The sequence below is a fragment of the Streptomyces sp. NPDC111520 genome (assembly GCF_055635295.1).
Genome location: NZ_JBVKBW010000003.1, coordinates 563,307 through 588,507 on the forward strand (window position 1 = coordinate 563,307; position 25,201 = coordinate 588,507).

Genomic DNA, 25,201 nt, shown 5'->3' on the forward strand with positions numbered 1-25,201 from the left:
TGCGGGCACGACGGAACAGCTCTGCCCCGACCCCGGCTGGAGCCGGCCACGCGATCGCGGGGGTCGTTCCGCGCCGGAGCCCGACGACGTTCCGGAAGCGGTCCTCGGCGCACACGGTCTCGTGGCGCGGTTCCGGCCCCCTCACGGGCGCGCCCCTCGGGGAGCCGCCGTCAGCACTGCCAGAGGAAGGCGGCCTCGCCGCAGGGCCGGCAGGTGAAGACGTAACCGCGGCCCCCGCCGCCGAAGTTCGCCGAGGTCGCGTGGTCGGTCCCCTCCTCGAGTTGCGCCGTGAACGTCATGGTCGCGGTGCAGGAGGGACAGTGCGGGGTCTCGTCACCCTGGATCCAGCCCGGCTCGCCGCCCAGCCGCCCGAGCGCCCGCTCCGGGACACCACCGCCGGCCGGGACCGGGCGCAGCGCGGTGACCGCCCCGAGGAGCGTCACGCCCTCCACCGGGACGGCGGCCGGGGTCAGCGCCCCGGTGAACACGTAGGCGCGGTTGCCGCCGGCCCCGGGGTCCCAGTCCTCGCACATGCCCGGGTCGTTCTGGCAGAGGAAGGCCGCGACGGCACCGTCCCCGGCGGGCAGGTGCGCGAGGAACTGCAGCGCCCCGTCACAGGTCCGGCACAGCGGCCAGGGGAAGCCCTCCGGCACCAGCGGGACTCCGCCGGTGCGCAGGACGGGCGCGTCGGGGGCGGTCGCGCCGCCGTCGATCAGGTGCACCGGGAGAGCCTAGGCCGTGTCGTCACATGCCCTCCCCCAACCTTCGGCGCCCCCACCCCACGGCTCCCCCAGCGCCAGCTGGGGGAGCTCATGTGACGACACGCCCTAATGGCTCCGGGGGACGCAGCGCAGGGCGAGGGCGGCAGCGGTCAGGTAGGCGAGGGCGCCGGCGGCCATGGCGAGGCGCAGGCCCGTGGCGTAGTCGGCGGCGGTGGCCAGGAGGGTGCCGCCGAGCGCCACGCCCGCGGCGCTGCCGATCTGCCGGGCGGTGTTGAAGAGGGCGGAGGCGGTGCCCGAGTACCCGGGGGGTGCCGCCGCCATCACGGTGGTGGTCGTCCCGGTGAGCGCGAAGGAGGTGCCGAAGCCCGCGGCCATCATGGGTGCGATCAGCAGCGGGTAGGCGGGGTCGGTGCCCGCGGCGGCCCAGCCGGCCAGTCCGAGGGCACCCAGCAGCATGCCGGTGACGACCAGCGGGCGGTCCCCGGTCCTGCGGGCCAGCCGTCCGGACAGGACGGAGGCGAACATGGTCGTCGCCACGGCCGGGAAGAGGGCGAGGCCGGTGCCGAGGGCGCTGTAGCCGCGCTGGTGCTGGAAGGCGAGGCTGGCGGTGAACACCATGCCGTAGAAGGCGAAGTTGAACAGGAGCCCGATCAGGGATCCGCCGCCGACCGCCGTGGAGCGCAGCATCCGCGGCGGGATCGCGGGTGCGCGGGCCAGCCGCTCGCGCAGGGCGAACGCCGCGACGGCGAGGAGGGCCAGACCGGCGCCGGCGAGGACCGCCGGATCGGACCAGCCGCGCCGCCCGGCCTCGTTGAGCACGGCGGTCAGCAGGGCGACCGCGGCGACGACCGCGACTTGCGCCGGCCAGTCCAGGGCCCGGTCGGCGCGGCGGGGCGAGGGCGCCACGTGCCGCAGGGTCAGCGCCAGGCACGCGGCGCCGACGGGCAGGTTGACGAGGAAGACCCACCGCCAGCCCACCGTGGACACGAGCAGCCCGCCGAGCAGCGGGCCCGCGGACGCCGCGATGCCGGCCATCGCGCCCCACAGCCCGACGGCCCGCGACCGCGCGGCGGGAGCCGGGTAGGCCTGCTGGAGCAGCGCCAGGGAGCCGGGCACGATCAGCGCCGCGCCGAGCCCCTCGGCCAGCCGCGCGACGACCAGGGCGGGGGCGTCCGGCGCGAGCGCGCACGCGGCGGAGGACGCGGTGAACACGGTCACACCGGCGCAGAAGACCCGGCGGTTGCCGAGCCGGTCGCCGAGCGCGCCGCCGGTGAGCAGCAGTCCGGCGAACACCATGGTGTAGCCGTCGGTGATCCACTGGATCCCGGTGAGCGAGGCGTGCAGTTCGCGGCCCACCACGGGCACGGCGACGTTGATGACGGTGACGTCCAGGATGACCATGAAGTAGCCGGCGCACACCGCGAGCAGCGGCGCCCGTGACCAGGGCCGGGTGCCTGGGGCCGGCACGGCGGCGGGCGCGGGCCCGTCGCCACCGGCGGCCTCCGCGAAGGGCACGTCCTCGACCTCATCCCGTACGCAGGGGTTCCGTACCGGATGTCACAGTAAGGGGTGGAAGGTCCGCTTCACGGGACCGGCCGGGCGGGCCGTGCGTGCTTCAGTCCACCCCGTCGGGACGGCGGCGCAGCAGGTAGGTGTCCATGATCCAGCCCTTGCGCTCCCGGGCCTCGGCGCGGGCGCTGAGGATGCGCTGCGCGGTCTCGGCGAGCGGGCCGGAGATGAGGATCTCGTCCTCGGTGCCGAGGTAGGCGCCGTAGTGGATGTCCAGGCCCTCGGGGTCGATCCCGGCGAAGGCCGCGCGGCCGTCGAGCATGACCACCACGTCGTCGGCGTCCCCGGGGAACCCCTCGGCGAGGCGGCGGCCGGTGGTGATCTGCAGGGGGCGGCCGACCCGGGTGAGGGTGAGGCGGTGGCGGGCCGCGAGGGCGGCGACGCTGCTGATGCCGGGGACGACCTCGTGGGTGAAGGTGCCGGGCCGCCGGGCGAGGACCTCGTCGACGACGGCGATCACGCTGTCGTAGAGGGAGGGGTCGCCCCAGACCAGGAAGGCACCCGTCTCACCGGGGCCGAGGTGGGCGTCGAGGAGGTCCGCCACCAGGTCGGCGCGGCGGCGGCGCCAGTCCTCGACGGCTTCGGCGTAGCCGGGTGCGGTGCGGTCGCGCTCGGCGTCGGGCACCTCGACGATGCGGTGGCCGGGACGGGCGTGCTCGTCGAGCATCCGCCGGCGCAGGCGGATCAGGTCCTGGCGCTCCTCCGGTTTCCCGAGGACGAGGAAGACGTCCGTACGGCCGATCGCCTTGACCGCCTGAAGGGTGAGGTGTTCGGGATCGCCCGCGCCGATGCCGATGACGAGGATGTGTCGCATGCGGTGATTGTGCCCTGCGGTACGCCCGTGACGGCCACCGCGGCAACTGTTCCCGGGAGGTCCTGTGATGTCCCTCACGCCGGATGGGGTGATTACGGTGCGACTTAGTAGCCGGCACCCTCACGGCATATAAGCTCTATCCGGAACGGAATGGGACATTATTCGCACAGGGGGGCGACGGTATCCGATCCGTACGGCGTCATGGGCTGCTCCCGGGGCGGGGAATGCGAACTGAGGGCCCATCAGGTCTCATCCGGACGACGGGTCCGGCGGCGCGGCACGCCCACGCGCCCTGCGCAAGAACCGTCGTGGCTACGAGTCCGCGTAGTACCGATCTTCCATTGCCCGATGTTCGGGACGGTCCACACAATGGCCGGGCCCGCCAGCCGTCACGGCAGCTCAGGCGGGTTGTGAACACGCACGCCGAACCCTCGAGTGAGGTCACGCAATGACGAAGCACCGCCGGACGATGCCCTTCCGGAAGATCACCGTCGCCGCCCTCGCCGTCGCCGCCGTGGGTGTGCCCTCGGTGGCCATGGCCTGCGTCGGCGGCCAGCAGGGGCCGCGCCAGGACGGGTCCCAGGCCCAGGGCCGCTGGAACCACGGCTCGTGGGGCGGGTCCTGGAACGGGGCCGCCGACGGCTCCGCCGGCCAGACCGCGGGCGGGACCTGGACCAAGGGCGGCCCGTGGAGCGGGAAGCCGTCCTCGGCTCCCGCCGCCCCCTCGGCGCCCTCTTCTGCCCCCTCCTCCGCGCCGTCGTCGGCGCCCTCCTCCGCACCGGGCGCTCCGGCCGCGGGTTCGGGCGCCACGCTGACGGGAGCCTCGGCCACCGTGTTCGACCTGGTGAACCAGGAACGCGCCAAGGCCGGCTGCACGGCCCTGAAGGTGAACGCCAAGCTGAACGAGGCCGCGCAGGACCACAGCAAGGACATGGCGTCGCACCGGAACATGTCGCACACCGGCTCCGACGGCTCGTCACCCGCCGACCGCATCTCCTCGACGGGCTACAACTGGCGCAGCTACGGCGAGAACGTGGCCTACGGCTACTCCTCCGCCTCCAGCGTGATGAGCGCCTGGATGGCCAGCCCGGGCCACAAGCGGAACATACTGGACTGCTCCTTCAAGGAGATAGGGATCGCGCTGGCGCAGCCCGGCAACTACTGGACGCAGGACTTCGGCGCCGCGCGCTGAAGCGGTACGCCGGGAGGCCCGGCCGCCCCCGTGGCGGCCGGGCCTCCCGGCGTACGTGCGGCCGGCGGCCGCGCTCAGCGCAGGCCGCGGCCGAGCGCGTTGATCAGCTCGCCGTCGGCGGTGTCCCCGCTCAGTTCCCAGAAGAAGGCGCCGCCGAGGCCCTGGGACTTCGCCCAGGCCGCCTTGCCGCGCAGCGTGAGCGGGGTGTCGTAGCTCCACCACTCGTCGCCGCAGCGGGCGTAGGCCGTGCCGGCGACCACGTGCGTGGCCGGGCAGCGGGTCTTGAGCACCTTGTAGTCCTCGCTGCCCGCCTCCCAGGTGCCGGGAGCGGGTCCGGTGGCGTCACCGCCGGGCGCCGTCCGCGTCACCCCGGTCCAGCCGCGGCCGTAGAAGCCGAGGCCGAGCAGGAGCTTGCGGGCCGGGATGCCGAGGCCGCGCAGCTTGTGGAGGGTCGCCGCCGCGTTGGCGTCCTTCGCCGGGATGCCGCGGTAGGAGGTGAGCGGCGAGTGGGGGGCGGTCGGGCCGGTGGCGGCCCAGGTGCCGAAGTAGTCGTAGGTCATGGGGTTGTACCAGTCGACGTACTTCGCGGCGCCCGCGTAGTCGGCGGCGTCGATCCTGCCCCCGTCCGAGGCGTCGGCGGTGATGGCGGCGGTGACGAGGTTCTTCTTGCCGAAGCGGTGGCGTACCGCGGACATCAGGTCCTTGTACGCGCCCGGGCCGCTGGTGTCGCAGGACATGCCGCAGGCGTTGGGGTACTCCCAGTCGATGTCGATGCCGTCGAAGACGTCGGCCCAGCGCGGGTCCTCGACGAGGTCGTAGCAGGAGTCCGCGAAGGCCTTCGGGTCGGCGGCGGCCTGGGTGAAGCCGGGCGACCAGGTCCAGCCCCCGAAGCTCCAGAGGACCTTGATGTGCGGGTACTTCTTCTTCAGCTTGCGCAGCTGGTTGAAGTTGCCGTGCAGCGCGCCTTCCGCGGTGCTGTCGGCGACGCCGTCGACGCTGCCGGCCGCGTCGTAGGGCTTCTGGTAGTCCGCCCACTCGTCGCCGACGGCGCACTTGCCGTCCGTGACGTTGCCGAAGGCGTAGTTGATGTGGGTGAGCCGGGAGGCGGCGCCCGAGGTGACGATGTTCTTGACGTGGTAGTTGCGGTCGTAGACGCCCCAGTCGATGAAGTAGCCGACGACCTTCGACGTCGCCCCCTGGCCGTGCGGGGCGTGCGGGGCGTGATGGCCGTGGGACGCCGCCGTGGGCAACGGCTGGGCCGCGGCGGGGCCGGTGACGAGGCTCGCGGTGAGCAGCGCCGTGCCGGCGGCGACGAGGCCGGTCAGGGCTCTGCGGAACCGTGATCCGTGCTGTCCGGGCATGGAGTCACCTCTGGTGAGGAAGCGGTCGTGAGCGCGCGTGGGTGCGGGGACACCCTAGAAGGACTAGACCAATGAGGTCAATGGTCTGCACCAATGCGGAAGTACCCGCTCCTCAGGTCCCGGTGAGCGCCCGTCAGGTCGGCATCAGCGTCCAGGACCAGCGGTGGGTGCCCGGACCGACCCGGTACGCCGGCAGGGTGTCGGGCCCGCAGGAGGCGGTGCCGACCCCGCGGTGGGCGGCGTCCACGTGGACCACGCACGCGGCGCGCGGCACGAGTTCGTCGTGGTGCGCGGCCGCCGTGAGCTCCGCGGCGCGGTAGCGGGTGACGCTCACCTGGCGCGGGGCGTCCAGGTGGACGGCGATCCCCGCCGCGGCCGCCGCCCCGGTGAGGCCGAAGCGCCGCACGCCGTGCCGCCCGCCGCTCTCCTGCGGCCGCAGGTACGGCGTGAACAGGGCGTCCACGTCCGCCCGGTGGAGCCCGGTGGTCGCGCCCGTGCACCGGTCGGGGTAGGTCTCGCCCGGCCCCCGGCCGAACCATTCCAGGGTGTCAAGACCCGCCACGGTCTCGAAGACGGTACCGACCCGCGGCACGTCGGTCAGCGCCTCCGGCAGCACGGCGGTCTCGTCGACGAGCAGCCCGCCATTCAGCAGCGGCGTCAGGACCTGCTCGTGACCGACGGTGCCCGCACCGTCCGTGGCGTACTCCGAGCGCACCACCACGCTCGCGCCCTCCCTGCCCACCGACACCAGGGTGCGTCGCGGTGCGTGCAGGCCCCAGGCGCGCCAGCGGGCGGCGATGCCGCCCCACTCGTCGTTGTCGGTGGGCGCCCGCCACAGCGTCAGCACGGGCGGTGCGGTGAGCAACGGGTGCCGGAGCAGCCCGGCTTCGTCGAGTTCCACCACCCCGCCCGGGGCGAGCACGGCGCCCGCCCGGGTGAGCAGGTCCCGGTGGTCCTCGTCGAGCACCACCTGCGGGGCGCACACCAGCGTGCCGCGCGGCGCCCAGGGCAGGTCCTCGGCCGTCGTGACCCGCAGGGTCAGGTGCGAGTCGCCGTGCGGCAGCAGGCTGGTGGGCAGCGGCACCACCGCGCTCTCCCCCGGCGCAAGGTCCGGCAGCCGGACGGGGGCGGTGCCGGAGTCACCGATGTGCCACCGCGCGCTCAACCACGCGAGGCCCGTGAAGTGCTGCCGGTTCGTGATCCGCGCCCCGCGGTGGTCGGGGGTGAGCTCCAGCCGCAGCGGGGCGGCGATCTCACGGTGCTCGGCCATCGCGGGCTTGGGCGTCCGGTCGGGCAGGACGAGGCCGTCGGCGCAGAAGGCGCCGTCGTTCGGCGTGTCCCCGAAGTCGCCGCCGTACGCCCAGCGGTAGCCCGGCGCGGCGAAGCCGTCCGCGTACGCGCCGGCGGGCGCGTCGGGCCCGGCCGGGAGACCGGCCCGCTCCCCGGTGAGCCGCTGGAGGATGCCGTGGTCCCGGAACTCCCAGACGAAGCCCCCCTGCAGGCCCGGGGTGGACTCGATGGCCCGCCAGTAGTCGGCCAGGGAGCCGTTGCTGTTGCCCATGGCGTGCGAGTACTCGCACAGGATGAGCGGCTTGGAGTGCGGGCCGGCCGTGATCTCCTCGATGGAGGCGTACATCGGGCAGATGATGTCGCTCGCGGACTGCTCCCGCTCCCAGTCGTCCTTGATCGCGCCCTCGTACTGCACGGGCCGGGTCGGGTCGGTGCGCCGCAGCCAGCCGGCGGCGGCGTCGTGGTTGGCGCCGTGGTCGCTCTCGTTGCCCAGCGACCAGACGACCACGCTGGGGTGGTTGCGGTCGCGCAGCACCATCCGGGCCACCCGGTCGGTGAACGCCCCCAGGTAGCGGGGGTCGTCGGCCAGTTCGTGGGCGTGGTCGTGGGTCTCGATGTCGGCCTCGTCCACGACGTACAGGCCGAGTTCGTCGGCGAGCGAGAGCAGCGCCGGGTCGGGCGGGTAGTGCGCGGTGCGCACCGCGTTGAAACCGTACCGCTTGAGCAGGCACAGGTCGGCCCGCATCTCCTCGGCGTCGACCACACGCCCGGTCAGCGGGTGGAAGTCGTGCCGGTTGACGCCGCGGAAGTAGACCCGGACGCCGTTGACCAGCAGGTCGGCCCCGGTGATCGCCACGCTGCGGAAGCCGATGCGGTGGCGCGACTCGTCGGCCACGCTGCCGTCCGCACGGTGCAGCCGCACGGTCAGGTCGTACAGGTGCGGGGTCTCGGCGGTCCAGGGGCGCACACCGGGCACGGTGGCCCGGATGCGGGCCTCGCCGAGGAAGTCCGAGACCCGCTCGCTCGCGACGTTGGCCCGCGCGAAGGCCTCGTCGGCCGGGAGCCGCAGGATGCCGTCCGGGGTGCACAGCAGTCCGGAGACGCTCCATCCCGCCGGGAGCGCGCCCGCCCCGCTGCGGACCTTGACGGCGACGTCGAGGGCGCCGCCGGGCACGGCGGTGATCCCCACGTCCGCCAGGTGGAGGAGGTCGGTGGCGTAGAGGTGGACGGAGCGGGTGATGCCGCCGTGCCACCACTGGTCCTGGTCCTCCAGGAAGGTCGCGTCGGACCATTTGACGACGGTCAGGCGCACGGTGTTGCGCTCCCCCGGGCGGAGCGCGTGCGTGACGTCGAACTCCGAGGCGAGGCGGGAGTCCTTGCCCACCCCGACGGCGGTGCCGTTGACGTGCGCGATCAGCACGCTCTCGGCGGCCCCGACGTGGAGCACGACGCGCCGCCCCGCCCAGTCGGCGGGCACCTCGGCCTCCCGCTCGTACACCCCTGTCGGGTTGCGCCCGGCCGGCGGTGAGGGCGGCAGGTCGGGGAAGGGCATCGTCACGTTGGTGTAGTGCGGCAGGTCCCGCACACCGTGGACGTCGTCGAAGTCCTGGACGGTCCAGCAGCCGGGCACGTCCGTCTCGGCCCAGCGGCCCGCGAGCGGGGTGCGCGGGGTGGGCAGCAGCTGGAAGCGCCAGCGTCCGTCCAGGGGTACGCACGGGGCGTCGGGGCGGACGACCGCGTGCATGGGCAGCCGGCGCCACCCGGTCAGCTCGGGGGCGTCCCAGGGGTCGATCGGAACGGCGGGCTCTGCTGCGGCGGGACGGCGGTCCTGCATGGGGGTTCCCTCCCGGGAGCGGTCGGTTCGCGGTGGGGGCGCGGTGACGGCGGGCCCGTGGGAACGAGGACCGGGGCGGCGTCGCCGGGGATGACCCGGCGGCCGCGGGTCGGGGCCCGCGGTGCGGCGCGATCGGCGCCGGGGAGGACAAGGGTCCGCTGTGACGGCACGGGGTGGCGGCCGGGCGGCGCGTCGTCGGGCGCGGGCGTGGTGCGCCCGCCCCCGACGGCCCGGAACGGTGGGGCGGCCGGTGGCCGGTGGCCGGACCGCTCCGGGCGGTGGGGCGGCTACGCGCTCGGCGTGAGACGCAGGGTGAGGATCTGGAACGGCCGCAGGGCCAGCCGGATCCCGCCGTCGGGCCCGAGCTCCGCCGCCTCCCCCTCCAGCGGGCGTTCCAGCAGGTCCGTGACCTGCACCCGCGCCACGGGGAACGAGGCCCGCAGGGTCGTCGCGGCGCGCCCGCCGAGGGACTCGTACAGCCGGACGACGACGTCGCCGGAGCGGTCGTCGGCGAGCTTGACCGCCTCGATCGCGGCCCGCGTGCCGTCGAGCGTCACCAGCGGCGCGGCCGGCCTCGCGTCCGCGGCCCCGGCGGTGACCCGCAGCGGCAGGTTGAGCTCGTAGCCGCCCGCCACGGCGTCCTCGACGGCCGCGCCGGGCAGCAGCGCGTACGTCATGCGGTGCGGGCCCTGGTCGGCGTGCGGGTCGGGGACGCGGGGCGCGCGGACGAGGCTGAGCCGCAGCGTCGTGGTGGTGCCGCCGTCCTCGCGTGAGGTGCGGCCCACGTCGTGGCCGTAGGTCGAGTCGTTGAGCACGGCCACGCCGTACCCGGGCTCCGCGACGTGCGCCCAGCGGTGGCAGAAGACCTCGAAACGGGCCGCGTCCCAGCTGGTGTTGGTGTGGGTGGGCCGGAAGACGTGCCCGAACTGGATCTCGGCGGCGCTGCGGTCGGCGTGCACGTCCAGCGGGAAGGCCGCCTTGAGGATCTTCTCGCTCTCGTGCCAGTCGATCTCCGTGTCGAAGTCGATCCGCGGGCTGCCCGCGCGCAGCCGTACGGTCTGCGCGAGGCGGGAGCCGCCGAAGGACCGCTCGACGCGGATCGCGCCGACGAGCGGGCCCTCCTCGACGACGGTGATCGCGTCCGCGGCCGTCAGGTCGGTGTACTGCCGCCGGTAGTGGCGGTCGATGTCCCAGGCGTCCCACTGGTTGGGCAGGTCGGTGTGGAGCCGCAGCAGGTTGCCGCGCTCGCCGGGGGCCAGCACCTCGCGGCCCGCTCTCAGGTCGAACACCGAGGTGAGCAGCCCGTCGTCGTCGAGTTCGACGCGGACCAGCCCGTTGTCCAGGACGCGTTCGGTGACGGTCACCCTCCCGTCCGGCTCGGCCGCCACGACCGGCCCCGCCCCGGAGGCGGGCAGCTCGGCGAAGACCGCCACCCGGCCGTCGGAGAGCGGCTGGCCCTCGGCTCCGTCCGGCGCCGCCGGCACGGCGACGACCTCCGCCCGGGGCCGCGGTGAGGTGTTGAACACCCACGGCGCCGACGGCCCGGTGCCGGGGTCGCCGGCCACCACCGCGGCGGCGCCCGCGGTGATCGCCTCCAGCTCCTCCTTCAGGCGGGCGTAGGTCGCCTCGGCCTCGCGGTGCACCCAGGCGATGGAGGAGCCGGGCAGGATGTCGTGGAACTGGTGGAGCAGGACCGTCTTCCACAGCCGGTCGAGGTCCTCGTACGGGTACGCGTACGAGGGGTCGCGCAGCGCGGCCGTGGCGGCCCACAGCTCGGCCTCGCGCAGCAGGTGCTCGCCGCGCCGGTTGCCGGACTTGGTGCGGGCCTGGCTGGTGTAGGTGGCGCGGTGCAGCTCCAGGTAGAGCTCGCCGGACCACACCGGGGCGTCCTCGTACTCCGCGCGGGCCTCGCGGAAGAAGGTGTCCGGGTTTTGGACGACGACCTTGGCCGAGCCCTCCAGGTCGCGCAGCCGCCGGGCCTTCTCCAGCATCTCGCGGGTCGGACCGCCCCCGCCGTCGCCGTGGCCGAAGGGGACCAGGGAGCGCGTGCCGCCGCCCTTGTCGGCGTAGTTGCGGACGGCGTGGGCCATCTCCTCGCCGGAGAACACCGCGTTGTAGGTGTCGACGGGCGGGAAGTGCGTGAAGATGCGGGTGCCGTCGATGCCCTCCCACCAGAAGGTGTGGTGCGGCATCTTGTTCGTCTGGTTCCACGAGATCTTCTGCGTGAGGAACCACTCCATCCCGGCCAGCCGGGCGATCTGCGGGTAGGCGCCGGTGTAGCCGAAGGAGTCGGGCAGCCACACCCCCCGGCACTCGACGCCGAACTCCTCGGCGAAGAAGCGCTTGCCGTGGATCAGCTGGCGGGCCATCGCCTCGCCGCCCGGCAGGTTGCCGTCGGCCTCCACCCACATGCCGCCGACCGGCACCCAGTTGCCGGCCTTCGCCGCCTCCTGCATGCGCCGGTACACCTCGGGGTTGCGCTCCTTGACCCAGGCGTACTGCTGGGCCTGGGAGCAGGCGAACACCAGCTCCGGGTAGTCGGACGCGAGCGCGGTGACGTTGGAGAAGGTACGGGCCGTCTTGCGCCTGGTCTCGCGCAGCGGCCACAGCCACGCGCTGTCGATGTGGGCGTGGCCGACCGCGGACAGCGTGTGGGCGCTGGCGTGGGCGGGCCGGGACAGCACCCCGGCGAGTTCGGCGCGGGCCGCGGCGGCGGTACCGGCGACGTCGGCGATGTCGAGGGCGTCGAGCATCCGCTCCAGGGCGCGCAGCAGTTCGTGGCGGCGCGGCTCGGCCGTGGACAGCTCGCGCATCAGCTCGCCGGCGACCTCGATGTCGAGGACGAGGTGCCACACGTCCTCGTCGAGGACGGCGAGATCGGCGCGGGCCATCGTGTACAGCGGCTCGGCGGGGGCGGTGAGCCGGTCGCCGAGCGGGGTCGGCAGGAAGCCCTTGGCCAGGACGTCGGGGTTGGCGGCGGCCTCCAGCAGCAGTTCCACCGGTTCACCGCCGGCCGCGGGGTTCGCCACGGGCACGTACTGGTTGCGCGGCTCGATGCCCTTGACCGGGGTGCCGGAGGCGTCGTGGACCAGGGCCTCGGCCTGGCCGCCGGGCCAGTCACCGATGAAGCCGAGGTCGAAGACGGCCTCCACGCGGCGGCCTGCCCACTCGGCGGGGACGGTGCCCCGGGCGCGTATCCAGCTGGTCGACCAGGGGGTGCCCCAGCGGTCGCCGGTCGCGAAGGGCACGTACTCGGCGGCGAGTGCCTCGCCCACGGGCACCGGTTCGCCCTCCACGTGCCACGCGGTGAGCGTCAGCGGTACCGACGCGCCGTACACCGCGGGGCGGATGCGCTGTTCCAGGACGCGGTCGAGGCGCGCCTCGACCTGCTTGCGGTCGTCGTGCATGGGCTGGTCCCCTCAGTCCCGGAGGTAGGCGAGGTCGGGTACGTGCTTGCGGTATCCGTCGAGCAGGCGCCGCGCGACGGCGACGGAGTCGACGAGCGGGTGCAGCGCGAAGGCCCGCAGTGCGGCGGCGCCGTCGCCGGTGGTGGCGGCGGTGATGACGTCGCGCTCGACGGCCTTGACGGCGGTGACCAGGCCGACGGCGTGGCCGGGCAGCGGGTCGCCGACGATGGGGCGGGCCCCGTTGGCGTCCACATGGCAGGGCACCTCGACGACGGCCTCGGAGTCGAGCGGCTCGAGGGCGCGGCGGTTGCGGACGTTGAGGATCAGCGTGGTGCGCTCGTCGAGGGCGATGGCCCGCATCAGGGCGAGGGCGACCTTCTCGTAGCCGCCGGACTCCAGGTCGCACGAGTCGCGTTCACCGGCCCCCGCGGCCTCGCGGACGTCGGCGCCGTAGGTCGTCTCGCGCTCCAGGCGGGTGGCGTCCCAGGCGGCGAAGGGTTCCGTGCCCGGGGCGCGCATCTTCTCGTAGAAGCGCCGCTGCTGCTCCAGGAGGAAGGCGCCGCGGGTGTGCTCGGCGTCGCGCGCGGCGGCGACGGCCTCGCGGTTGGAGTAGTAGTAGTTCAGGTACTCGTTGGGCACCGAGCCCAGGGTGCGCAGCCAGTCGGCGCCGAAGAGCTTGCCCTCCTCGAAGGAGGTGAGCGCCGCCTCGTCGGCCAGCAGCCGCGGGAGCAGGTCGACGCCGTCCACGCGGACCGCCCGCAGCCAGCCGAGGTGGTTCAGCCCCGCGTAGTCGAACCAGGCCCGGCCGGGGTCGATGCCGAGGGCGCGCGCCACCCGCCTGCCGAGGCCGACCGGCGAGTCGCAGATGCCGATGACGCGGTCGCCGAGGTGGTGGGACATGGCTTCGGTGACCAGGCCGGCGGGGTTGGTGAAGTTGATGACCCAGGCGTCGGGGGCGAGCCGCGCGATGCGGCGGGCGATGTCGACGGCGACGGGAACGGTGCGCAGCCCGTAGGCGATGCCGCCGGCGCCGACCGTCTCCTGGCCCAGGACGCCCTCGTCGAGGGCGACGCGCTCGTCGACGACGCGCCCGGCGAGGCCGCCGACGCGGATCGCGGAGAACACGAAGTCGGCGCCGGTGACGGCCTCGTCGAGGTCGGTCGTGACGGTGACCTCGGGCGCGTCGGGGTATCCCTGCGCCTGCTGCCGCAGCACCCGGACGATGGCGTCCAGCCGTGCGGGGTCGAGGTCGTGCAGGGTGACGTGGGTGACCCGGCCTTCCGCGCGGTCCTCCAGCAGGGCGCGGTGGACCAGCGGGACGCGGAAGCCGCCACCGCCGAGAATCGTGAGCTTCATACCTCGACTACCTCCACCCCCGCCTCGCGCAGCGAGGTCCGGGTCGTCGCGTCCGCCGGGGCGTTGGTCACCACGACGTCGATGTCCTCCGGCCCGCACACCCGGGCCATGCCGGTGCCGGGGAACTTCCCGGCGTCCGCCACGAGCAGCACCTGGTCGCTCGCCGCGATCATGGCCCGTTTGACGGGCACCTCCACGGCGGTCGTGTCCAGTATCTGCCCGTCCGGACGGATGCCGCTGGTGCCCATCACCAGCCGGTCGGCCCGGACCTGGCGCAGGTTGTCCTCGGTGAGGAAGCCGACCAGGGAGCGGTACTCGCGGCGCACCACCCCGCCGAGCAGCACCAGCTGCACGTCCTTCTCGTCCTGCAGCTCCTCGTAGACCGCGAGGTTGCTGGTGATCACCGTGAGCGAGCGGCCGCGCAGGTGCCGGGCGACCCGCAGCGCGGTCGTCCCGATGTCGAGCAGGACGGTCTCACCGTCCTGGATGGTCTCGGCGCAGCGGACGGCGATGGCGTCCTTGGCCTCGACGCGGACCGCGGCGACGTCGGGGAACGGGTCGTCCTCGCCGGTCAGCGGGACCGCGCCGCCGTAGACGCGCTTCAGCAGGCCCTCGTCCTCGAGCTGGATGAGGTCGCGGCGGATCGTGGCCTGGCTGGCGCCGATCCGTTCGGCCAGCGCGGTCACCGAGGTGGGGCCGTCCGACCGCAGTGCGCGGAGGATCAGCTCATGTCGTCGGTCGGGGAGCATGCCCCGAACCCTACCCGGGCTCTCTGCAAAGTCAATCAAAGTCGAGCAGGTTTGTGATTGACCCTTGTCAAACCACTGCACAGCATGCAAGCTCTTGCCTACTTCAGGCCAGGACGTCCCCCCGTCCGGGCCTGGACCGGGGGGACACGAAGCACCGGCCGCGCTCCGCGCCGGTGCCCCTGGAGAGGTAGGTCGCAATGCCGCGGTCGACACACGCCGGCAGCACCCGGGAGGAGGCAGCCGATGTCTTCCTGTCAGGGCTGCTCTTCTTCGACCTGGGTTTCACCGGGCTCCCCTCGGCACCCACCCCGGGCGCCGAGGTGTGGACCAAGGACATGGGCACCTCCCCCGGCGGGATCGCCAACTTCGCGGTCGCGCTGAGCAGGCTGGGGCTGCGTACGTCGCTGTCCGCGGCCTTCGGCGAGGACCTGCTCGGCACGCACCTGTGGCACGAACTGTCCGTCACCGAGGGCGTCGACCTCTCGCGCTCGCGCCGGTTCGCCGGGTGGCCGACGCCGGTGACCGTCTCCCTCGCCTACGAGGGCGACCGGGCGCTGGTCACCCACGGCCAGGAGCCGCCGCTCGGCCCGGACGCGATGATCGGCGAACCGCCGCCCAGCCGGGCCGCGATCGCCCACATCGGCGCCGAGCCGCTGGAGTGGGTGGGGCGCGCGCACGCCGCGGGCACCCTGGTCTTCGCCGACGTCGGCTGGGACCCCTCGGAGCGCTGGAGCCCGGCGGTACTGGAGCAGCTCGCCCTGTGCCACGCCTTCATGCCCAACGCCGACGAGGCGATGGCCTACACCCGCACCACCACCCCGCGGGCGGCGTTGTCCCGGCTGGCCGACCTGGTACCGCTCGCCGTGGTCACCGACGGCGCCGCGGGCGCCCTGGCGGTGGACTCCTCGACGGGCGAGACGGCGTCGGTACCGGGCCTCGCGGTGGACGCCGTCGACACCACCGGCGCGGGCGACGTCTTCGGTGCCGGGCTGGTCGCCGCCACCCTGGCCGGCCGGCCGCTCGCCGACCGGCTGCGCTTCGCCAACCTTGTCGCCGCGCTGTCCGTCGGGCGCATCGGGGGCGCCGCCGCCGCACCGGACCTGGCCGCCGTCGGCCGCTGGTGGCGGGCCGTGCGCGACTCCCCCGGCAACGACGGACTGCGCTCCGCGTACGCCTTCCTCGACCACGCCGTGCCGGCCGCCGCGACGACCGCCGCGGGCCCGCACCACGCCGATCAGCCCGAGCAGTAGGAGAACCCCGTGGACCTTTCCCGCAGACGATTCCTGCAGGCGACCGTGCTCACCGCCGCGGCCGCCGGCCTCACCGCCGCGTGCGGCGGAGGCGGCGCGGGCGGCACCAGGAACGGCAAGAACCTCACGCTCTGGTACTGGGGCGGCGGGCTGAGTGACAAGGTTGTCAAGGACGCGCAGGCGCACTTCACCGAGGTGACCCTGAAGTCCGCGCAGATAGGCGGCGACTTCAAGCAGAAGCTGCTCACGACGCTGACCGGCGGCCAGTCGGTGCCCGACATCACCGGCATCAAGGGCGAGGACATGGCCTCGTTCCTGCCCAACGCCAACCGCTTCCTGGACCTGAACGAACTGGGCTTCAAGGACATCGCCCCGCAGTACCTGGAGTGGAAGACCAAGCTGGCGCGGAGCGAGGACGGCCGGCAGATCGGCTTCCCGATCGACATCGGCCCCACCGCGATGTTCTACCGCGCGGACTTCTTCGAGCAGGCCGGGCTGCCCTCCGAGCCGAGCGAGGTCGCGGCGCAGATCAAGACCTGGGACGACTGGTTCGACGCCGGCCGGGAACTGCACAAGGCGGTGCCGTCGGCGTCGCTGATCAACAGCGCGAGCGCGGTCTTCGACATCGCCGTCGGGCAGGGCACGCAGCGCTTCATCGACGCCGACAACCACTTCGTCGGCGACCAGGACCACATCCGCACCGCCTGGGACCTGGCCGTCCGGCCGTACCAGCTGGGGCTCGACGCCAAGATCAACGACAACAGCTGGAACGCGGCCATCGCCAAGGGCACCCTGGCGACCGAACTCGGTGCCGCCTGGCACGCCCTGGACATCTCCTCCGCCGCCCCCGACTCCAAGGGCAAGTGGCGGGTGGCCCCGATGCCGGGCGGCCCGTCCAACCTCGGCGGTTCGTTCCTGGCGCTGCCCCGCCAGTGCCGCAACCCCGAGCAGGCCTTCAAGGTCGTGAGCTGGCTGCTGAGCCCCGCCAACGACGCCCGCGGCTTCGCCGACGCCGCGATCTTCCCGGCCGCCCCTGCCGCGTACGCCATGCCGCAGATGACCTCCGGCGACCCGTACTTCGGCGGTCAGAAGACCATCGACGTCTTCGGGCCGGCCGCCAAGGCGATCCCGGCGGCGTACGAGGCCCCGGCGGACGCGGCCGTCATGGCCACGTTCAAGACCGAGCTGACCAACATCGAGACCAAGGGCAAGAAGCCGGACGACGCGTGGAAGGACGCGGTGGACCAGGCCAAGCAGATCGCGCAGCGGCAGGGCGTGCGCTGACATGGCGGCGCCTCCGACCACCGGCCCCGGCTCCGTCGCGGTGGGCACCACCGACGGCGGGGCGGGGCGGCCGCGCTTCCGTCCGCGCCGTTCCGCGCCCGCGCACCATCTGCCGCCGGCGCCGCGCGCCGCCCGGCGCGGGGTGCTCTCCTTCTGGCCGCAGTACCTGGCGATCTCGCCGTTCTACCTGGTCTTCGGCGTGTTCATGCTCTGGCCGGTGTTCTACTCGCTCTACCTGGCCTTCCAGCGCTGGGACGGCATCGGCGAGATGCAGTTCGTCGGGTTGCAGCAGTTCCGCTTCCTGATGGACGACCCGGTCTTCTGGCTGTCGATCCGCAACACCCTGGCCATCTGGGTGCTGTCGACGGTGCCGACGCTCTTCGGGGCGCTGGTGCTGGCCACGCTGCTCAACTCCGTGCGGCGCTTCAAGTCCTTCTACCGGATCGCGCTCTTCCTGCCGAACGTCACCTCGATCGTCGCCATCGCGATCTTCTTCGGCGCGGTCTTCAGCAACAACTTCGGCCTGGTCAACGCGATCCTGCACATGGCGGGCCTGCCCGAGGTCCAGTGGATGAGCAATCCGTGGACCATCAAGCTGGTCATCGCACTGCTGATGACCTGGCAGTGGACCGGCTACAACATGATCATCTATCTGGCGGGGATGCAGGCCATCCCCGGCGAGGTCTACGAGGCGGCGAGGATCGACGGGGCGGGGCCGGTGCGGACCTTCTTCCGCATCACGGTGCCGATCCTGCGTCCGGTCATCCTCTTCACCGTGGTCATCTCGACGGTCAACGGTCTGCAGAGCTTCACCGAACCGCAGGTGCTGTTCGGCAGCAACGCGGCCAACGCCAATCTCGGCGGCCCCGGCCAGGCCGGCCTGACCACACTGCTCTACTTCTACCAATCCGCCTTCTCCAACAACGACTTCGGCTACGGCGCCGCCATCGTCTGGGCGTTCTTCGTGCTCATCCTGGTGCTCGTCGCCGTCAACTGGCGCCTCGTACAGCGCGGGAGGAAGTCATGACGCGCACCGCACGGTCGCTGCGGCCCAAGGGGCTCTACCCCCACCTCGTGCTGATCGCCGCGGTCCTCGTCTCGATCTTCCCGTTCTACTGGACGATCGTCATGGCGACCAACACCACGCGCGACATCTACCGGACGCCGCCCAAGGTCTCCTTCGGCCCGCACCTGCTGGACAACGTCCGCACGGTGCTCGAAAGCGTCGACTTCTTCGGCTCGATGCTCAACACGCTGGCCGTCGCCTGCGTCTCGACCCTGCTCGTGCTCTTCGTCGACTCGATCGCGGCGTTCGCCTTCGCCAAGTTCGACTTCCCCGGACGCAGGTGGCTCTTCGGGGTGCTCCTCGTCTTCATGATGCTGCCGCTGCAGCTGGCGATCATCCCGCAATACCTGATCATGATGCACCTGGGCTGGCTCGGCACGCTCAAGGCGCTCATCCCGCCCGCGCTCGCCAACGCCTTCGGCATCTTCTGGCTGCGCCAGTACATCAGCGGCGGCGTTCCCGACGAACTCCTCGACGCCGCCCGCATGGACGGCTGCGGCTTCCTGCGCCAGTACTGGCACGTGGTGCTGCCCATGATCCGCCCGGCGCTGGCGTTCCTCGGCATCTACGCCTTCGTCAACGCCTGGAACGACTACGTCTGGCCGCTGATCGCCCTGGTCAACCCCGAGCACATCACGCTCCAGGTCGCCCTGGCCCAGCTCAACGTCGGCCGCTCCACCGACTACAGCGTCGTGATGGCCGCCGTGCTGCTCGCCTCGGCGCCCCTGGTGCTGGTCTTCGCGCTCTTCGCGCGGGGCTTCATCGCGGGCGCGACCGAGGGGGCCGTCCGCGGTTGACCGCACGGCTCCCGGGGCACCGCCGTTCGCCGCGGTGCCCCGGGCGGGCGGTCAGCCCGTCCGCACCGTGACCATGCCGTTCCCGGTGGTGGCGGTGATCCTGCGCGCCGACGACGCATCGGTCGGCACGCTCACCTCGCTCATCCCGACGCCGGTCCGGGCGCGCACGTCGTAGGCGGTTCCGGGGGGCACGGTGACGGTGACCATGCCGTTCCCGGTCGTGGTGGTGACCTCCTCCGGCGCGGCCTCGAAGGTCGCCTCCACCGTGCCGTTCTCGCTCGTCAGCGAGGCCCGGCGGGCCCCGAGGGCGGTGCCGGTGACTCCGCCGTTGCCGGTGCCGAGGTCGACCGCGCCGGTGACGCCGTCCGCCTCGACCTGCCCGTTGCGCACCCTGACGGTGACGGGCGTCGAGGCGGGCACTCTGACGACGTAGTCGACCTTGCACGGCCGGCTGTTCCCGCACCCGGAGCCGGTCAGTCTCAAGGTGCCGCCCTCGACCCGATGGCGGGTGGCCGGCTTCACGGCGCCGTACTCCAGGGTCTCGGTCACCGACATCGGCCCGCTGCCCACGGTGATCCGCACGGAACCGTTCTCGTTGCGCACGTCGAGCGCCTTCGCGCCGGAGATCTCGTAGGAGCGCGGGGAGGACCCGTCGGTCGCGCCGCCGGGCGACCCCTTCCCCGAGGGGACGGCGGAGCCGGTGACCTCGGCACCGGGTGCCCCGTCGCCGCCCGCGTCGCAGGACGCCAGGAACCCCGTCGCCGCGAGTGCCAGGACGACCGCCACCACGCGCCAACTCTTCACCACTGCCTTCTCCTTGCACGTCGTCAACCATCGCCCCATGCGGAGCATATAGCTGCAAAGGGGGCATTCCCGATCCCCCGATGGAGTGACTGGCCCGCCGATGCGTGGGTACACGCGCTTCGACCGCGGTGCGGCGAACGGGTGGCAGCGGGCGCCCGGGCGGCGCGCGGGGCGGGCCCCCGGCGCCGCGGCCGGTAGACCTGGCGGGCGGGGCGGCGGACGGGAACGGGAGGGCAGGATGCGGCGCAGGGCGGCCGAGGTGACGGGGTGGCTGCTCGTGCTGCTCGCCCTGTACGTGGTGCTGATCGGGCCGGTCACGGTGCTGGAGGTCGGGGTCGGCGCGGCCGGCGCGCTGCTGGCCGGCATCGCCGCGCGCACGGTGCGGACGGCCTCCGGCGCGACGCCGGGCGGTGCGCGGCACGCGGCGCGTGCGGTGCGCGCCTGGCCGGGCGCGGTGCTCGCGGAGACCTGGCAACTGGCCGTCGCCGCCTTCGGCGGGCGGGCCCACCGCGGCGGGCTGCACACGCTGCGACTGCCCGAGGGCGTGGGGGCGGGATGGGCGACCGCGGCGCTGTCCGCGACGCCGGGCGCGGTCGTGGTGGACGTCGACGACAGCGGCGAACGCGTCGTCACGGTGCACCGGCTCGGCGCCGGGACGTCGGCGATGGAGCGCGCACTGGGGGCCGAGGAGGTACGGGGATGAACGCCTGGCTGATCGCGGCCACCGTACTCATGGCCGCCGGGCTCGGCCCGTGCGCCTGGCTGGCGCTGCGCGGGCCGGCGCACGTCCGGCTCGCCGGCACGAGCTTGGCGACGACCCTGGTGGCGGTCGTCTTCCTGCTGCTGGCCCAGGGGTTCGGGCGCTCCTCGTACACCGATCTCGCGCTGGTGCTCGCCGTACTGGGTCCGGTGGGCACCCTGGTCTTCACCCGCTTCCTGGCCGGGGAGCCGCACGAGGGTGGCGGTGCGGCGACATGACGACACGTCACGTCATCGCGGTGGCCCTGCTGGTCGTGGGCTGCGCGGTGCTCCTGCTGTCCGCCGCGGCCCTGGTCCTGCTGCCCGGCCCCTACCGCCGCCTGCACGCCCTCTCCCCCGCCGGCGCGCTCGGCGCCCCACTGGTGGCGCTGGCCCTCGCGGTGGAGACGGGACCGGGCCGGGCCGCCCTGAAGCTCCTGTTCGTCGGGCTGCTGCTGGCCGCCGGCGGCACCGTGACCACGATGGCGCTCGGGCGGCTGACCGTGCGCATGGACGAGCGAAGGGAACCCTCCACGTGACGGGCACCGATGCGCCGGCCGTGATCGCGCTCCTGCTGGTGGCGGTCACCGCCACGGCGGCCGTACTGACCCGCGACCCGGTGCGGCAGTCCGTCGTCCTGGCCTTCCTGGGCCTGGCGCTCGCGCTGCTGTTCACCGTGTTCCAGGCCCCCGACGTGGCGCTGTCGCAACTGGCCGTCGGCTCGGTTCTGACGCCGCTGCTCATCCTGCTCACCGTGCGCCGGGTCCGGCGCGGGCCCGCGGCCGAGCGGGACGGGCGGACCGGGCGGCGCGGGCGGGACGGCCGGTGAGGCGCGCCACGCGGATCCGGCTGTTCGCGGTCGCCGCCGCGGTGCTGTTCGCCGGCTGGGCACTGGCCTGTGCCGAACTGCCCCCGTTCGGGGGTGACGTCCACCCCTACGGCGAGCGGGCGGTCTCCGCGGCCCTGTCCCGGCACACGGCGAACGTGGTCTCCTCGGTCAACTTCGACCAGCGGGCCTTCGACACCCTCGGCGAGGAGTCGGTGCTGTTCGCGGCGGTCCTGGGGGCCACCGTGCTGCTGCGACTGGCCCGCGACGAGCGCAAGGTCGGCCCGGCGCCCCGGTCGGTGCTGCCGGCCACGCGGCTGTTCGGCGCGCTGCTGCTGCCGGTGGCGCTGCTGACCGGCTGGTACGTCGTCGCGCACGGCCAGTTGAGCCCCGGCGGCGGCTTCCAGGGCGGGGTGGTGCTGGCCGCGGGCCTGCACCTGGCGTACGTGGCCGCCGACTACCGGGTGCTGGGCCGGGTGCGCCCGCTGGCCGTCCTGGAGGTGACGGACGCCCTCGCGGCGGCGGCGTTCACCGCGCTGGGGCTGGTGGGGCTGGCGGTGGCCGGCGCGTACCTGGCCAACACGCTGCCGCTGGGGACCTTCCGCGACCTGGCCTCCGGCGGGCTCGTGCCGCTGATCAACGCCGCCGTCGGGGTGGAGGTGGGCTCGGGCGTCGTCGTCCTGCTCGCCTCCTTCCTCGACCAGGCCGTGGAGGTGACCGACAAGTGAGCGTGCTGCCCTACCTCGTGGCCGGCTGGATCTTCCTGGCCGGCATGTACGGGCTGGTGACCAGCCGTGACCTCATCCAGGCCGTGGGCTGCCTCAGCGTCGCCCAGGCCGGGACGTACGTGCTGCTGCTGGCCGTCGGCTACCGGCGCGGCGGCACCGCCCCCGTCTTCTCCGACGCCTCCGTGCACACCCCGGTCGTCGACCCGGTCGTGCAGGCGCTGACCCTGACCGACGTCGTGGTGGGCGCGGTGGTGACCGCGCTGCTGCTCAGCCTGGTCATCCAACTGCGCAAGCGGCACGGCACCCTGGACCCGGAGTCGCTCACCGGGCTGAAGGGCTGAGGGCGCCGACCGTGGGGCCGGACGCCCTGCTGCCGCTGGCCGTCGCCGTTCCGCTGCTCGGCGCGGTCCTGCTGGCCGTGTGCGGCCGATGGCTGCCGCGGCTGGGCTGCGACCTGCTGGCGACGGTCTGCGCCGCGGCGGAGGTGGTGGTCGTGGCGGCGCTGTGGGCGCGGGCGGGCGACGGGCTGTCCGTGGCGTGGCTCGGCGGCTGGCGGCCGCAGGCCCCGGGCGGCCACGGCGTCGGCGTCGTCCTCGCCGCGGACCGGGTGGGTGGCGGGATCGCGCTGCTCGCCGCGGTCCTGGTGCTGGCGGTGGTCGTCTACTCGTGGCGCTACTACGCCGAACCGGGCGGCGACCACGCGGGCAACTTCCCCGCGCTGCTGCTGCTCTTCGAGGCGGGCATGTGCGGCTTCGCCCTCACCGGGGACCTCTTCGACGCCTTCGTCTTCTTCGAGCTGATGGGCGTGGTCGCGTACGCCCTGACCGGCTACCGCATCGAGGACCCCCGGCCGCTTCAGGGCGCGCTGACCTTCGGCCTGGTCAACTCGCTCGGCGCGTACGCCTCCCTGATGGGCATCGGCCTGCTGTACGCGCGCACGGGCGAACTGGGCTTCGCCGCGATCGGCCGCGAACTGGCCCGGCACGGCGGGCCGGACGCCCTGGTGGTGTGCGGTTTCGTGCTGGTCGTGACGGGACTGCTGGTGAAGGCCGCGATGGTGCCCTTCCACCTGTGGCTGCCCGACGCGCACGCCGTCGCGCCGACCCCGGTGTGCATGCTGCTGTCGGGCGTGATGGTCGAACTGGGCGTCTACGGGGTCACCCGTGTCTACTGGGCGGTGTTCTCCGGGCCCGGCGGCATCCCGCCGCACGCGCTGCGCGACACCCTGACGGCCTTCGGGGTGCTGACGGCGCTGGTGGGGGCGGTGATGTGCTGGCAGCAGCGGCACCTCAAGCGGCTGCTGGCCTTCTCCACCGTCTCGCACGTGGGCCTGTTCCTGGTGGGCGTCGCCACGCTCACCCCGCTGGGCACGGCGGGAACCGCCGTGTACGTCGCCGGGCACGCCGGGGCCAAGGCCGCCCTGTTCGGCCTGACCGGGGTGCTGCTGGACCGGTACGGCTCGGTCGACGAGCGCGGGCTGCACGGCAGGGCCCGCGAACTGGTGCTGCCCGGCGCGCTGTTCCTGCTGGCCGGGCTGGTGCTCGCGGGGCTGCCACCGTTCGGGACGGGGCTGGGGAAGGCGCTGGCGGAGGACGCGGCGGCGCACTGGCTGGGGTGGCTGCCCGCCGTGTACCTCGTGGCCTCGGCGGTGACCGGCGGCGCCGTGCTGCGTGCCGCGCTGCACGTCTTCCGCGGTGCCGGGCCGCGTCCCCCGGCCCACCCCGGCGGGCCGGAGACCAGCGGCGAGGGCGAGGAGCCGGAGATCCGCGGGCCGCGCCGGGTCGTGCCGGTGATGATGGTCGCCGTCCCGGCGCTGTTGCTGCTCGGCAGCCTCGCGGTCGGCCTCGTGCCCGCGGTGGGCGCCTCCCTGGCCCGTTCCGCGACGGGGTTCACCGATCACGCCGGCTACGCGGCCGCGACGCTCGGCCCGCCGCGGGCGGCCGTTCCCGCCGGGGTCCCGCCCGAGGCCGGGTGGACCCCGGAGGGCGTGCTGCTGGGTCTGCTGTCCACGGCCGCCGCCGCCGCGTTGGCGGCGGCCGCCGTGTGGGGCCCGGCTGCCTCCGGCGACCTGGTGCGGCGCGCCCGCACCGCCGCCTCCGCGGTGACCCGTACGGCCGTGGTGCCGCTGCGCCGGCTGCACTCGGGACTGCCCGGCGACTCCGTCGCCTGGCTGACGGTCGGCGTCGCCGTACTGCTGGTGGCCTTCGGCGCCCAGGCGGGCGGCGGCTGAGACGCCACGCGCGCACCACCGCGCTCCCCAGCGTCCCGTCCGCGCACCCGAGAGGCACCAGGGAACCCGCCCCGAGGCCCACCGAAGGCGGCGGTCCGGCAGAGCGCGCAACGGAGAAGCGGGTCGAGGCGTTCGGGATCCACGTGCCGTTCTGCGTCGGGACCGGGCGCCCGTGCGGGGCACCGGGGCCGCAGGGGGCCGACGCCACCGCGGAGCGGCCCGCCGGGCACGGTGCGGGGGATGTGACGCGTGGCGGTCGTACCGGGCGGCCGCCCTGGGCGGTTACGGTCCGTGCATGGGACCGGGTATCGCGTTCGCGCTGTGTGCCGCCGTGCTGATGGGGACCGCGACGGTGCTCCAGGCCATGGGCGCGCGCCGGGCCGCCGCGGCCGCGCCGGGGGCGCCGTGCGCGGGAGCGCGGACGCTGGTGCGGGCGCTGCGCTGCTGGCCGTTCGTCGCGGGTGTCGGGATGGACGCGCTGGGTTTCGCGGCGGAGCTGGTCGCGCTGCGGTCCGTCGCGCTGTTCGTGGTCGAGGCGGCGCTGGCGTCCTCGCTCGCCGTCACCGCGGTCGTGGCGGCGGTGCTGCTGAAGGTGCGGCTGCGCGCGGCGGAGTGGACGGCGGTCGGCGCGGTGTGCCTCGGGCTCGCGGTGCTGGCCGTCTCCGCGGGCCGGGACGGCGGGAGCGAGGGCGACCCGCGGCTGCGGCTCGCGATCCTCGTCACGGCCGTGGTCCTGGCGGTCGCCGGACGGGTCGTGGAGCGCCGTTCGAAGCGGAGCCGGGCGGCGGTGCTCGGTGCCGTGGCGGGGCTGGCGTTCGGCGTCGTGGCGGTGGCGGTGCGGATGCTGATCGGGTTCGCGCCGGGCGAGCTGCTCGCGGACCCGGCGACGTACGCCGTCGTCATCTCGGGCGTCACCGGATTCGTCTTCCTCGTCGACGCCCTTGCCGCGGGCTCGGTCACCGCGGCGACGGCGGCGATGGTCATCACCGAGTCGCTGTGGCCCGCGCTCTTCGGCGTGGTGTGGCTGGGGGACTCCACGCGGCACGACCGGGCCCCGCTCGCGGTGCTCGGCTTCGCGCTGTCGATCGCGGGCGCGCTGGCCCTGGCCCGGTTCGGGGAGGCGGAGCAGGACGTGCCGCCCGCGTCGGCCGCGGGCGGCACGCCGTAGGACCGGCCGTCGGCCG

At 74.0% G+C, this 25,201-nt stretch carries 22 protein-coding genes; 13 read left to right on the forward strand and 9 right to left on the reverse strand.

Annotation, left to right across the window (positions count from 1 at the left end; all coding sequences use genetic code 11):
• Window positions 1-170: 170 nt before the first annotated feature.
• The 3 genes from ACZ7MY_RS10025 to cobF form a co-directional block, all read right to left on the reverse strand.
• Complete coding sequence (locus ACZ7MY_RS10025) at window positions 171-722, reverse strand: hypothetical protein (protein WP_499600826.1); 552 nt, start codon at window positions 720-722, stop codon at window positions 171-173.
• A gap of 105 nt (window positions 723-827) precedes the next feature.
• Entirely contained in the window at window positions 828-2,237 is a 1,410-nt protein-coding gene (locus tag ACZ7MY_RS10030) for an MFS transporter (protein WP_499600827.1), read from the reverse strand.
• Between the two features lie 100 nt (window positions 2,238-2,337).
• Window positions 2,338-3,105: a precorrin-6A synthase (deacetylating) gene (gene cobF / locus ACZ7MY_RS10035; RefSeq protein WP_499600828.1), complete on the reverse strand. Its 768-nt coding sequence runs from the start codon at window positions 3,103-3,105 to the stop codon at window positions 2,338-2,340.
• Between the two features lie 448 nt (window positions 3,106-3,553).
• On the opposite strand from cobF, the gene ACZ7MY_RS10040 reads away from it, so the two are divergent.
• Window positions 3,554-4,297: a CAP domain-containing protein gene (locus ACZ7MY_RS10040; RefSeq protein WP_499600829.1), complete on the forward strand. Its 744-nt coding sequence runs from the start codon at window positions 3,554-3,556 to the stop codon at window positions 4,295-4,297.
• Window positions 4,298-4,371: 74 nt separating this feature from the next.
• Here the strand turns inward: ACZ7MY_RS10040 and ACZ7MY_RS10045 are convergent, their stop codons facing one another.
• The 5 genes from ACZ7MY_RS10045 to ACZ7MY_RS10065 form a co-directional block, all read right to left on the reverse strand.
• Window positions 4,372-5,658 (reverse strand): glycoside hydrolase family 18 protein, encoded by a 1,287-nt coding sequence (locus ACZ7MY_RS10045; protein ID WP_499600831.1) that lies wholly within the window; start codon window positions 5,656-5,658, stop codon window positions 4,372-4,374.
• A gap of 133 nt (window positions 5,659-5,791) precedes the next feature.
• On the reverse strand, window positions 5,792-8,782 hold the full coding sequence (locus ACZ7MY_RS10050; protein ID WP_499600832.1) for a glycoside hydrolase family 2 TIM barrel-domain containing protein: 2,991 nt from the start codon (window positions 8,780-8,782) through the stop codon (window positions 5,792-5,794).
• A gap of 287 nt (window positions 8,783-9,069) precedes the next feature.
• On the reverse strand, window positions 9,070-12,189 hold the full coding sequence (locus tag ACZ7MY_RS10055; RefSeq protein WP_499600833.1) for an alpha-mannosidase: 3,120 nt from the start codon (window positions 12,187-12,189) through the stop codon (window positions 9,070-9,072).
• A gap of 12 nt (window positions 12,190-12,201) precedes the next feature.
• Window positions 12,202-13,545, reverse strand: a complete 1,344-nt coding sequence (locus ACZ7MY_RS10060) for a 6-phospho-beta-glucosidase (protein ID WP_499600834.1) — start codon at window positions 13,543-13,545, stop codon at window positions 12,202-12,204.
• On the reverse strand, window positions 13,542-14,294 hold the full coding sequence (locus ACZ7MY_RS10065) for a DeoR/GlpR family DNA-binding transcription regulator (RefSeq protein ID WP_499600835.1): 753 nt from the start codon (window positions 14,292-14,294) through the stop codon (window positions 13,542-13,544). Before ACZ7MY_RS10065 ends, ACZ7MY_RS10060 begins: the two co-directional genes overlap by 4 nt.
• A gap of 197 nt (window positions 14,295-14,491) precedes the next feature.
• Between ACZ7MY_RS10065 and ACZ7MY_RS10070 the strand changes: the two genes are divergently transcribed.
• The 4 genes from ACZ7MY_RS10070 to ACZ7MY_RS10085 all read left to right on the forward strand — a co-directional run bounded on the left by ACZ7MY_RS10070 (window position 14,492) and on the right by ACZ7MY_RS10085 (window position 18,691).
• Window positions 14,492-15,544 carry a carbohydrate kinase family protein gene (locus tag ACZ7MY_RS10070; protein WP_499600836.1) on the forward strand — a complete coding sequence of 351 codons (1,053 nt, stop codon included), beginning with the start codon at window positions 14,492-14,494 and terminating at the stop codon, window positions 15,542-15,544.
• A 9-nt stretch (window positions 15,545-15,553) separates the two neighbouring features.
• Window positions 15,554-16,828, forward strand: a complete 1,275-nt coding sequence (locus ACZ7MY_RS10075) for an ABC transporter substrate-binding protein (RefSeq protein WP_499600837.1) — start codon at window positions 15,554-15,556, stop codon at window positions 16,826-16,828.
• Between the two features lie 142 nt (window positions 16,829-16,970).
• Window positions 16,971-17,855 carry a carbohydrate ABC transporter permease gene (locus tag ACZ7MY_RS10080; protein WP_499600938.1) on the forward strand — a complete coding sequence of 295 codons (885 nt, stop codon included), beginning with the start codon at window positions 16,971-16,973 and terminating at the stop codon, window positions 17,853-17,855.
• Complete coding sequence (locus tag ACZ7MY_RS10085) at window positions 17,852-18,691, forward strand: carbohydrate ABC transporter permease (protein WP_499600838.1); 840 nt, start codon at window positions 17,852-17,854, stop codon at window positions 18,689-18,691. Before ACZ7MY_RS10080 ends, ACZ7MY_RS10085 begins: the two co-directional genes overlap by 4 nt.
• A 51-nt stretch (window positions 18,692-18,742) precedes the next feature.
• On the opposite strand, the gene ACZ7MY_RS10090 is transcribed toward ACZ7MY_RS10085, so the two are convergent.
• Window positions 18,743-19,495, reverse strand: coding sequence for a DUF4097 family beta strand repeat-containing protein (locus tag ACZ7MY_RS10090; protein ID WP_499600839.1), 753 nt, complete (start codon window positions 19,493-19,495; stop codon window positions 18,743-18,745).
• Between the two features lie 238 nt (window positions 19,496-19,733).
• Here ACZ7MY_RS10090 and ACZ7MY_RS10095 point away from each other — a divergent pair, with 238 nt between their 5' ends.
• The 8 genes from ACZ7MY_RS10095 to ACZ7MY_RS10130 all read left to right on the forward strand — a co-directional run bounded on the left by ACZ7MY_RS10095 (window position 19,734) and on the right by ACZ7MY_RS10130 (window position 25,185).
• The gene (locus ACZ7MY_RS10095; RefSeq protein ID WP_499600840.1) at window positions 19,734-20,198 is read left to right on the forward strand and encodes a hypothetical protein; all 465 of its coding nucleotides are present in this window, start codon (window positions 19,734-19,736) and stop codon (window positions 20,196-20,198) included.
• Window positions 20,195-20,473, forward strand: a complete 279-nt coding sequence (locus tag ACZ7MY_RS10100) for an MrpF/PhaF family protein (RefSeq protein ID WP_499600841.1) — start codon at window positions 20,195-20,197, stop codon at window positions 20,471-20,473. The genes ACZ7MY_RS10095 and ACZ7MY_RS10100 overlap by 4 nt, the downstream gene beginning before the upstream one ends.
• Window positions 20,470-20,772: a monovalent cation/H(+) antiporter subunit G gene (locus ACZ7MY_RS10105; RefSeq protein WP_499600842.1), complete on the forward strand. Its 303-nt coding sequence runs from the start codon at window positions 20,470-20,472 to the stop codon at window positions 20,770-20,772. Before ACZ7MY_RS10100 ends, ACZ7MY_RS10105 begins: the two co-directional genes overlap by 4 nt.
• Window positions 20,769-21,062 (forward strand): Na(+)/H(+) antiporter subunit B, encoded by a 294-nt coding sequence (locus tag ACZ7MY_RS10110; RefSeq protein WP_499600843.1) that lies wholly within the window; start codon window positions 20,769-20,771, stop codon window positions 21,060-21,062. The genes ACZ7MY_RS10105 and ACZ7MY_RS10110 overlap by 4 nt, the downstream gene beginning before the upstream one ends.
• A complete protein-coding gene (locus ACZ7MY_RS10115; RefSeq protein WP_499600844.1) occupies window positions 21,059-21,787 on the forward strand; it encodes an MnhB domain-containing protein in 729 nt (242 codons plus the stop codon). Before ACZ7MY_RS10110 ends, ACZ7MY_RS10115 begins: the two co-directional genes overlap by 4 nt.
• Window positions 21,784-22,128: a sodium:proton antiporter gene (locus tag ACZ7MY_RS10120; RefSeq protein ID WP_499600845.1), complete on the forward strand. Its 345-nt coding sequence runs from the start codon at window positions 21,784-21,786 to the stop codon at window positions 22,126-22,128. Before ACZ7MY_RS10115 ends, ACZ7MY_RS10120 begins: the two co-directional genes overlap by 4 nt.
• An 11-nt stretch (window positions 22,129-22,139) precedes the next feature.
• On the forward strand, window positions 22,140-24,017 hold the full coding sequence (locus ACZ7MY_RS10125) for a complex I subunit 5 family protein (RefSeq protein WP_499600846.1): 1,878 nt from the start codon (window positions 22,140-22,142) through the stop codon (window positions 24,015-24,017).
• 295 nt (window positions 24,018-24,312) lie between these two features.
• Entirely contained in the window at window positions 24,313-25,185 is an 873-nt protein-coding gene (locus tag ACZ7MY_RS10130; protein WP_499600847.1) for a DMT family protein, read from the forward strand.
• The last annotated feature ends 16 nt before the right edge of the window (window positions 25,186-25,201 follow it).

Excerpts from the sequence above, each read along its gene's own strand:
- ACZ7MY_RS10100 (WP_499600841.1), top strand. The coding sequence starts at position 20,195 with ATGAACGCCTGGCTGATCGCGGCCACCGTACTCATGGCCGCCGGGCTC.
- ACZ7MY_RS10095 (WP_499600840.1), top strand. The coding sequence starts at position 19,734 with ATGCGGCGCAGGGCGGCCGAGGTGACGGGGTGGCTGCTCGTGCTGCTC.
- ACZ7MY_RS10055 (WP_499600833.1), bottom strand. The coding sequence starts at position 12,189 with ATGCACGACGACCGCAAGCAGGTCGAGGCGCGCCTCGACCGCGTCCTG.
- ACZ7MY_RS10060 (WP_499600834.1), bottom strand. The coding sequence starts at position 13,545 with ATGAAGCTCACGATTCTCGGCGGTGGCGGCTTCCGCGTCCCGCTGGTC.
- ACZ7MY_RS10040 (WP_499600829.1), top strand. The coding sequence starts at position 3,554 with ATGACGAAGCACCGCCGGACGATGCCCTTCCGGAAGATCACCGTCGCC.
- ACZ7MY_RS10050 (WP_499600832.1), bottom strand. The coding sequence starts at position 8,782 with ATGCAGGACCGCCGTCCCGCCGCAGCAGAGCCCGCCGTTCCGATCGAC.
- ACZ7MY_RS10065 (WP_499600835.1), bottom strand. The coding sequence starts at position 14,294 with ATGCTCCCCGACCGACGACATGAGCTGATCCTCCGCGCACTGCGGTCG.
- ACZ7MY_RS10085 (WP_499600838.1), top strand. The coding sequence starts at position 17,852 with ATGACGCGCACCGCACGGTCGCTGCGGCCCAAGGGGCTCTACCCCCAC.
- ACZ7MY_RS10130 (WP_499600847.1), top strand. The coding sequence starts at position 24,313 with ATGGGACCGGGTATCGCGTTCGCGCTGTGTGCCGCCGTGCTGATGGGG.
- cobF (WP_499600828.1), bottom strand. The coding sequence starts at position 3,105 with ATGCGACACATCCTCGTCATCGGCATCGGCGCGGGCGATCCCGAACAC.
- ACZ7MY_RS10070 (WP_499600836.1), top strand. The coding sequence starts at position 14,492 with ATGCCGCGGTCGACACACGCCGGCAGCACCCGGGAGGAGGCAGCCGAT.
- ACZ7MY_RS10045 (WP_499600831.1), bottom strand. The coding sequence starts at position 5,658 with ATGCCCGGACAGCACGGATCACGGTTCCGCAGAGCCCTGACCGGCCTC.
- ACZ7MY_RS10105 (WP_499600842.1), top strand. The coding sequence starts at position 20,470 with ATGACGACACGTCACGTCATCGCGGTGGCCCTGCTGGTCGTGGGCTGC.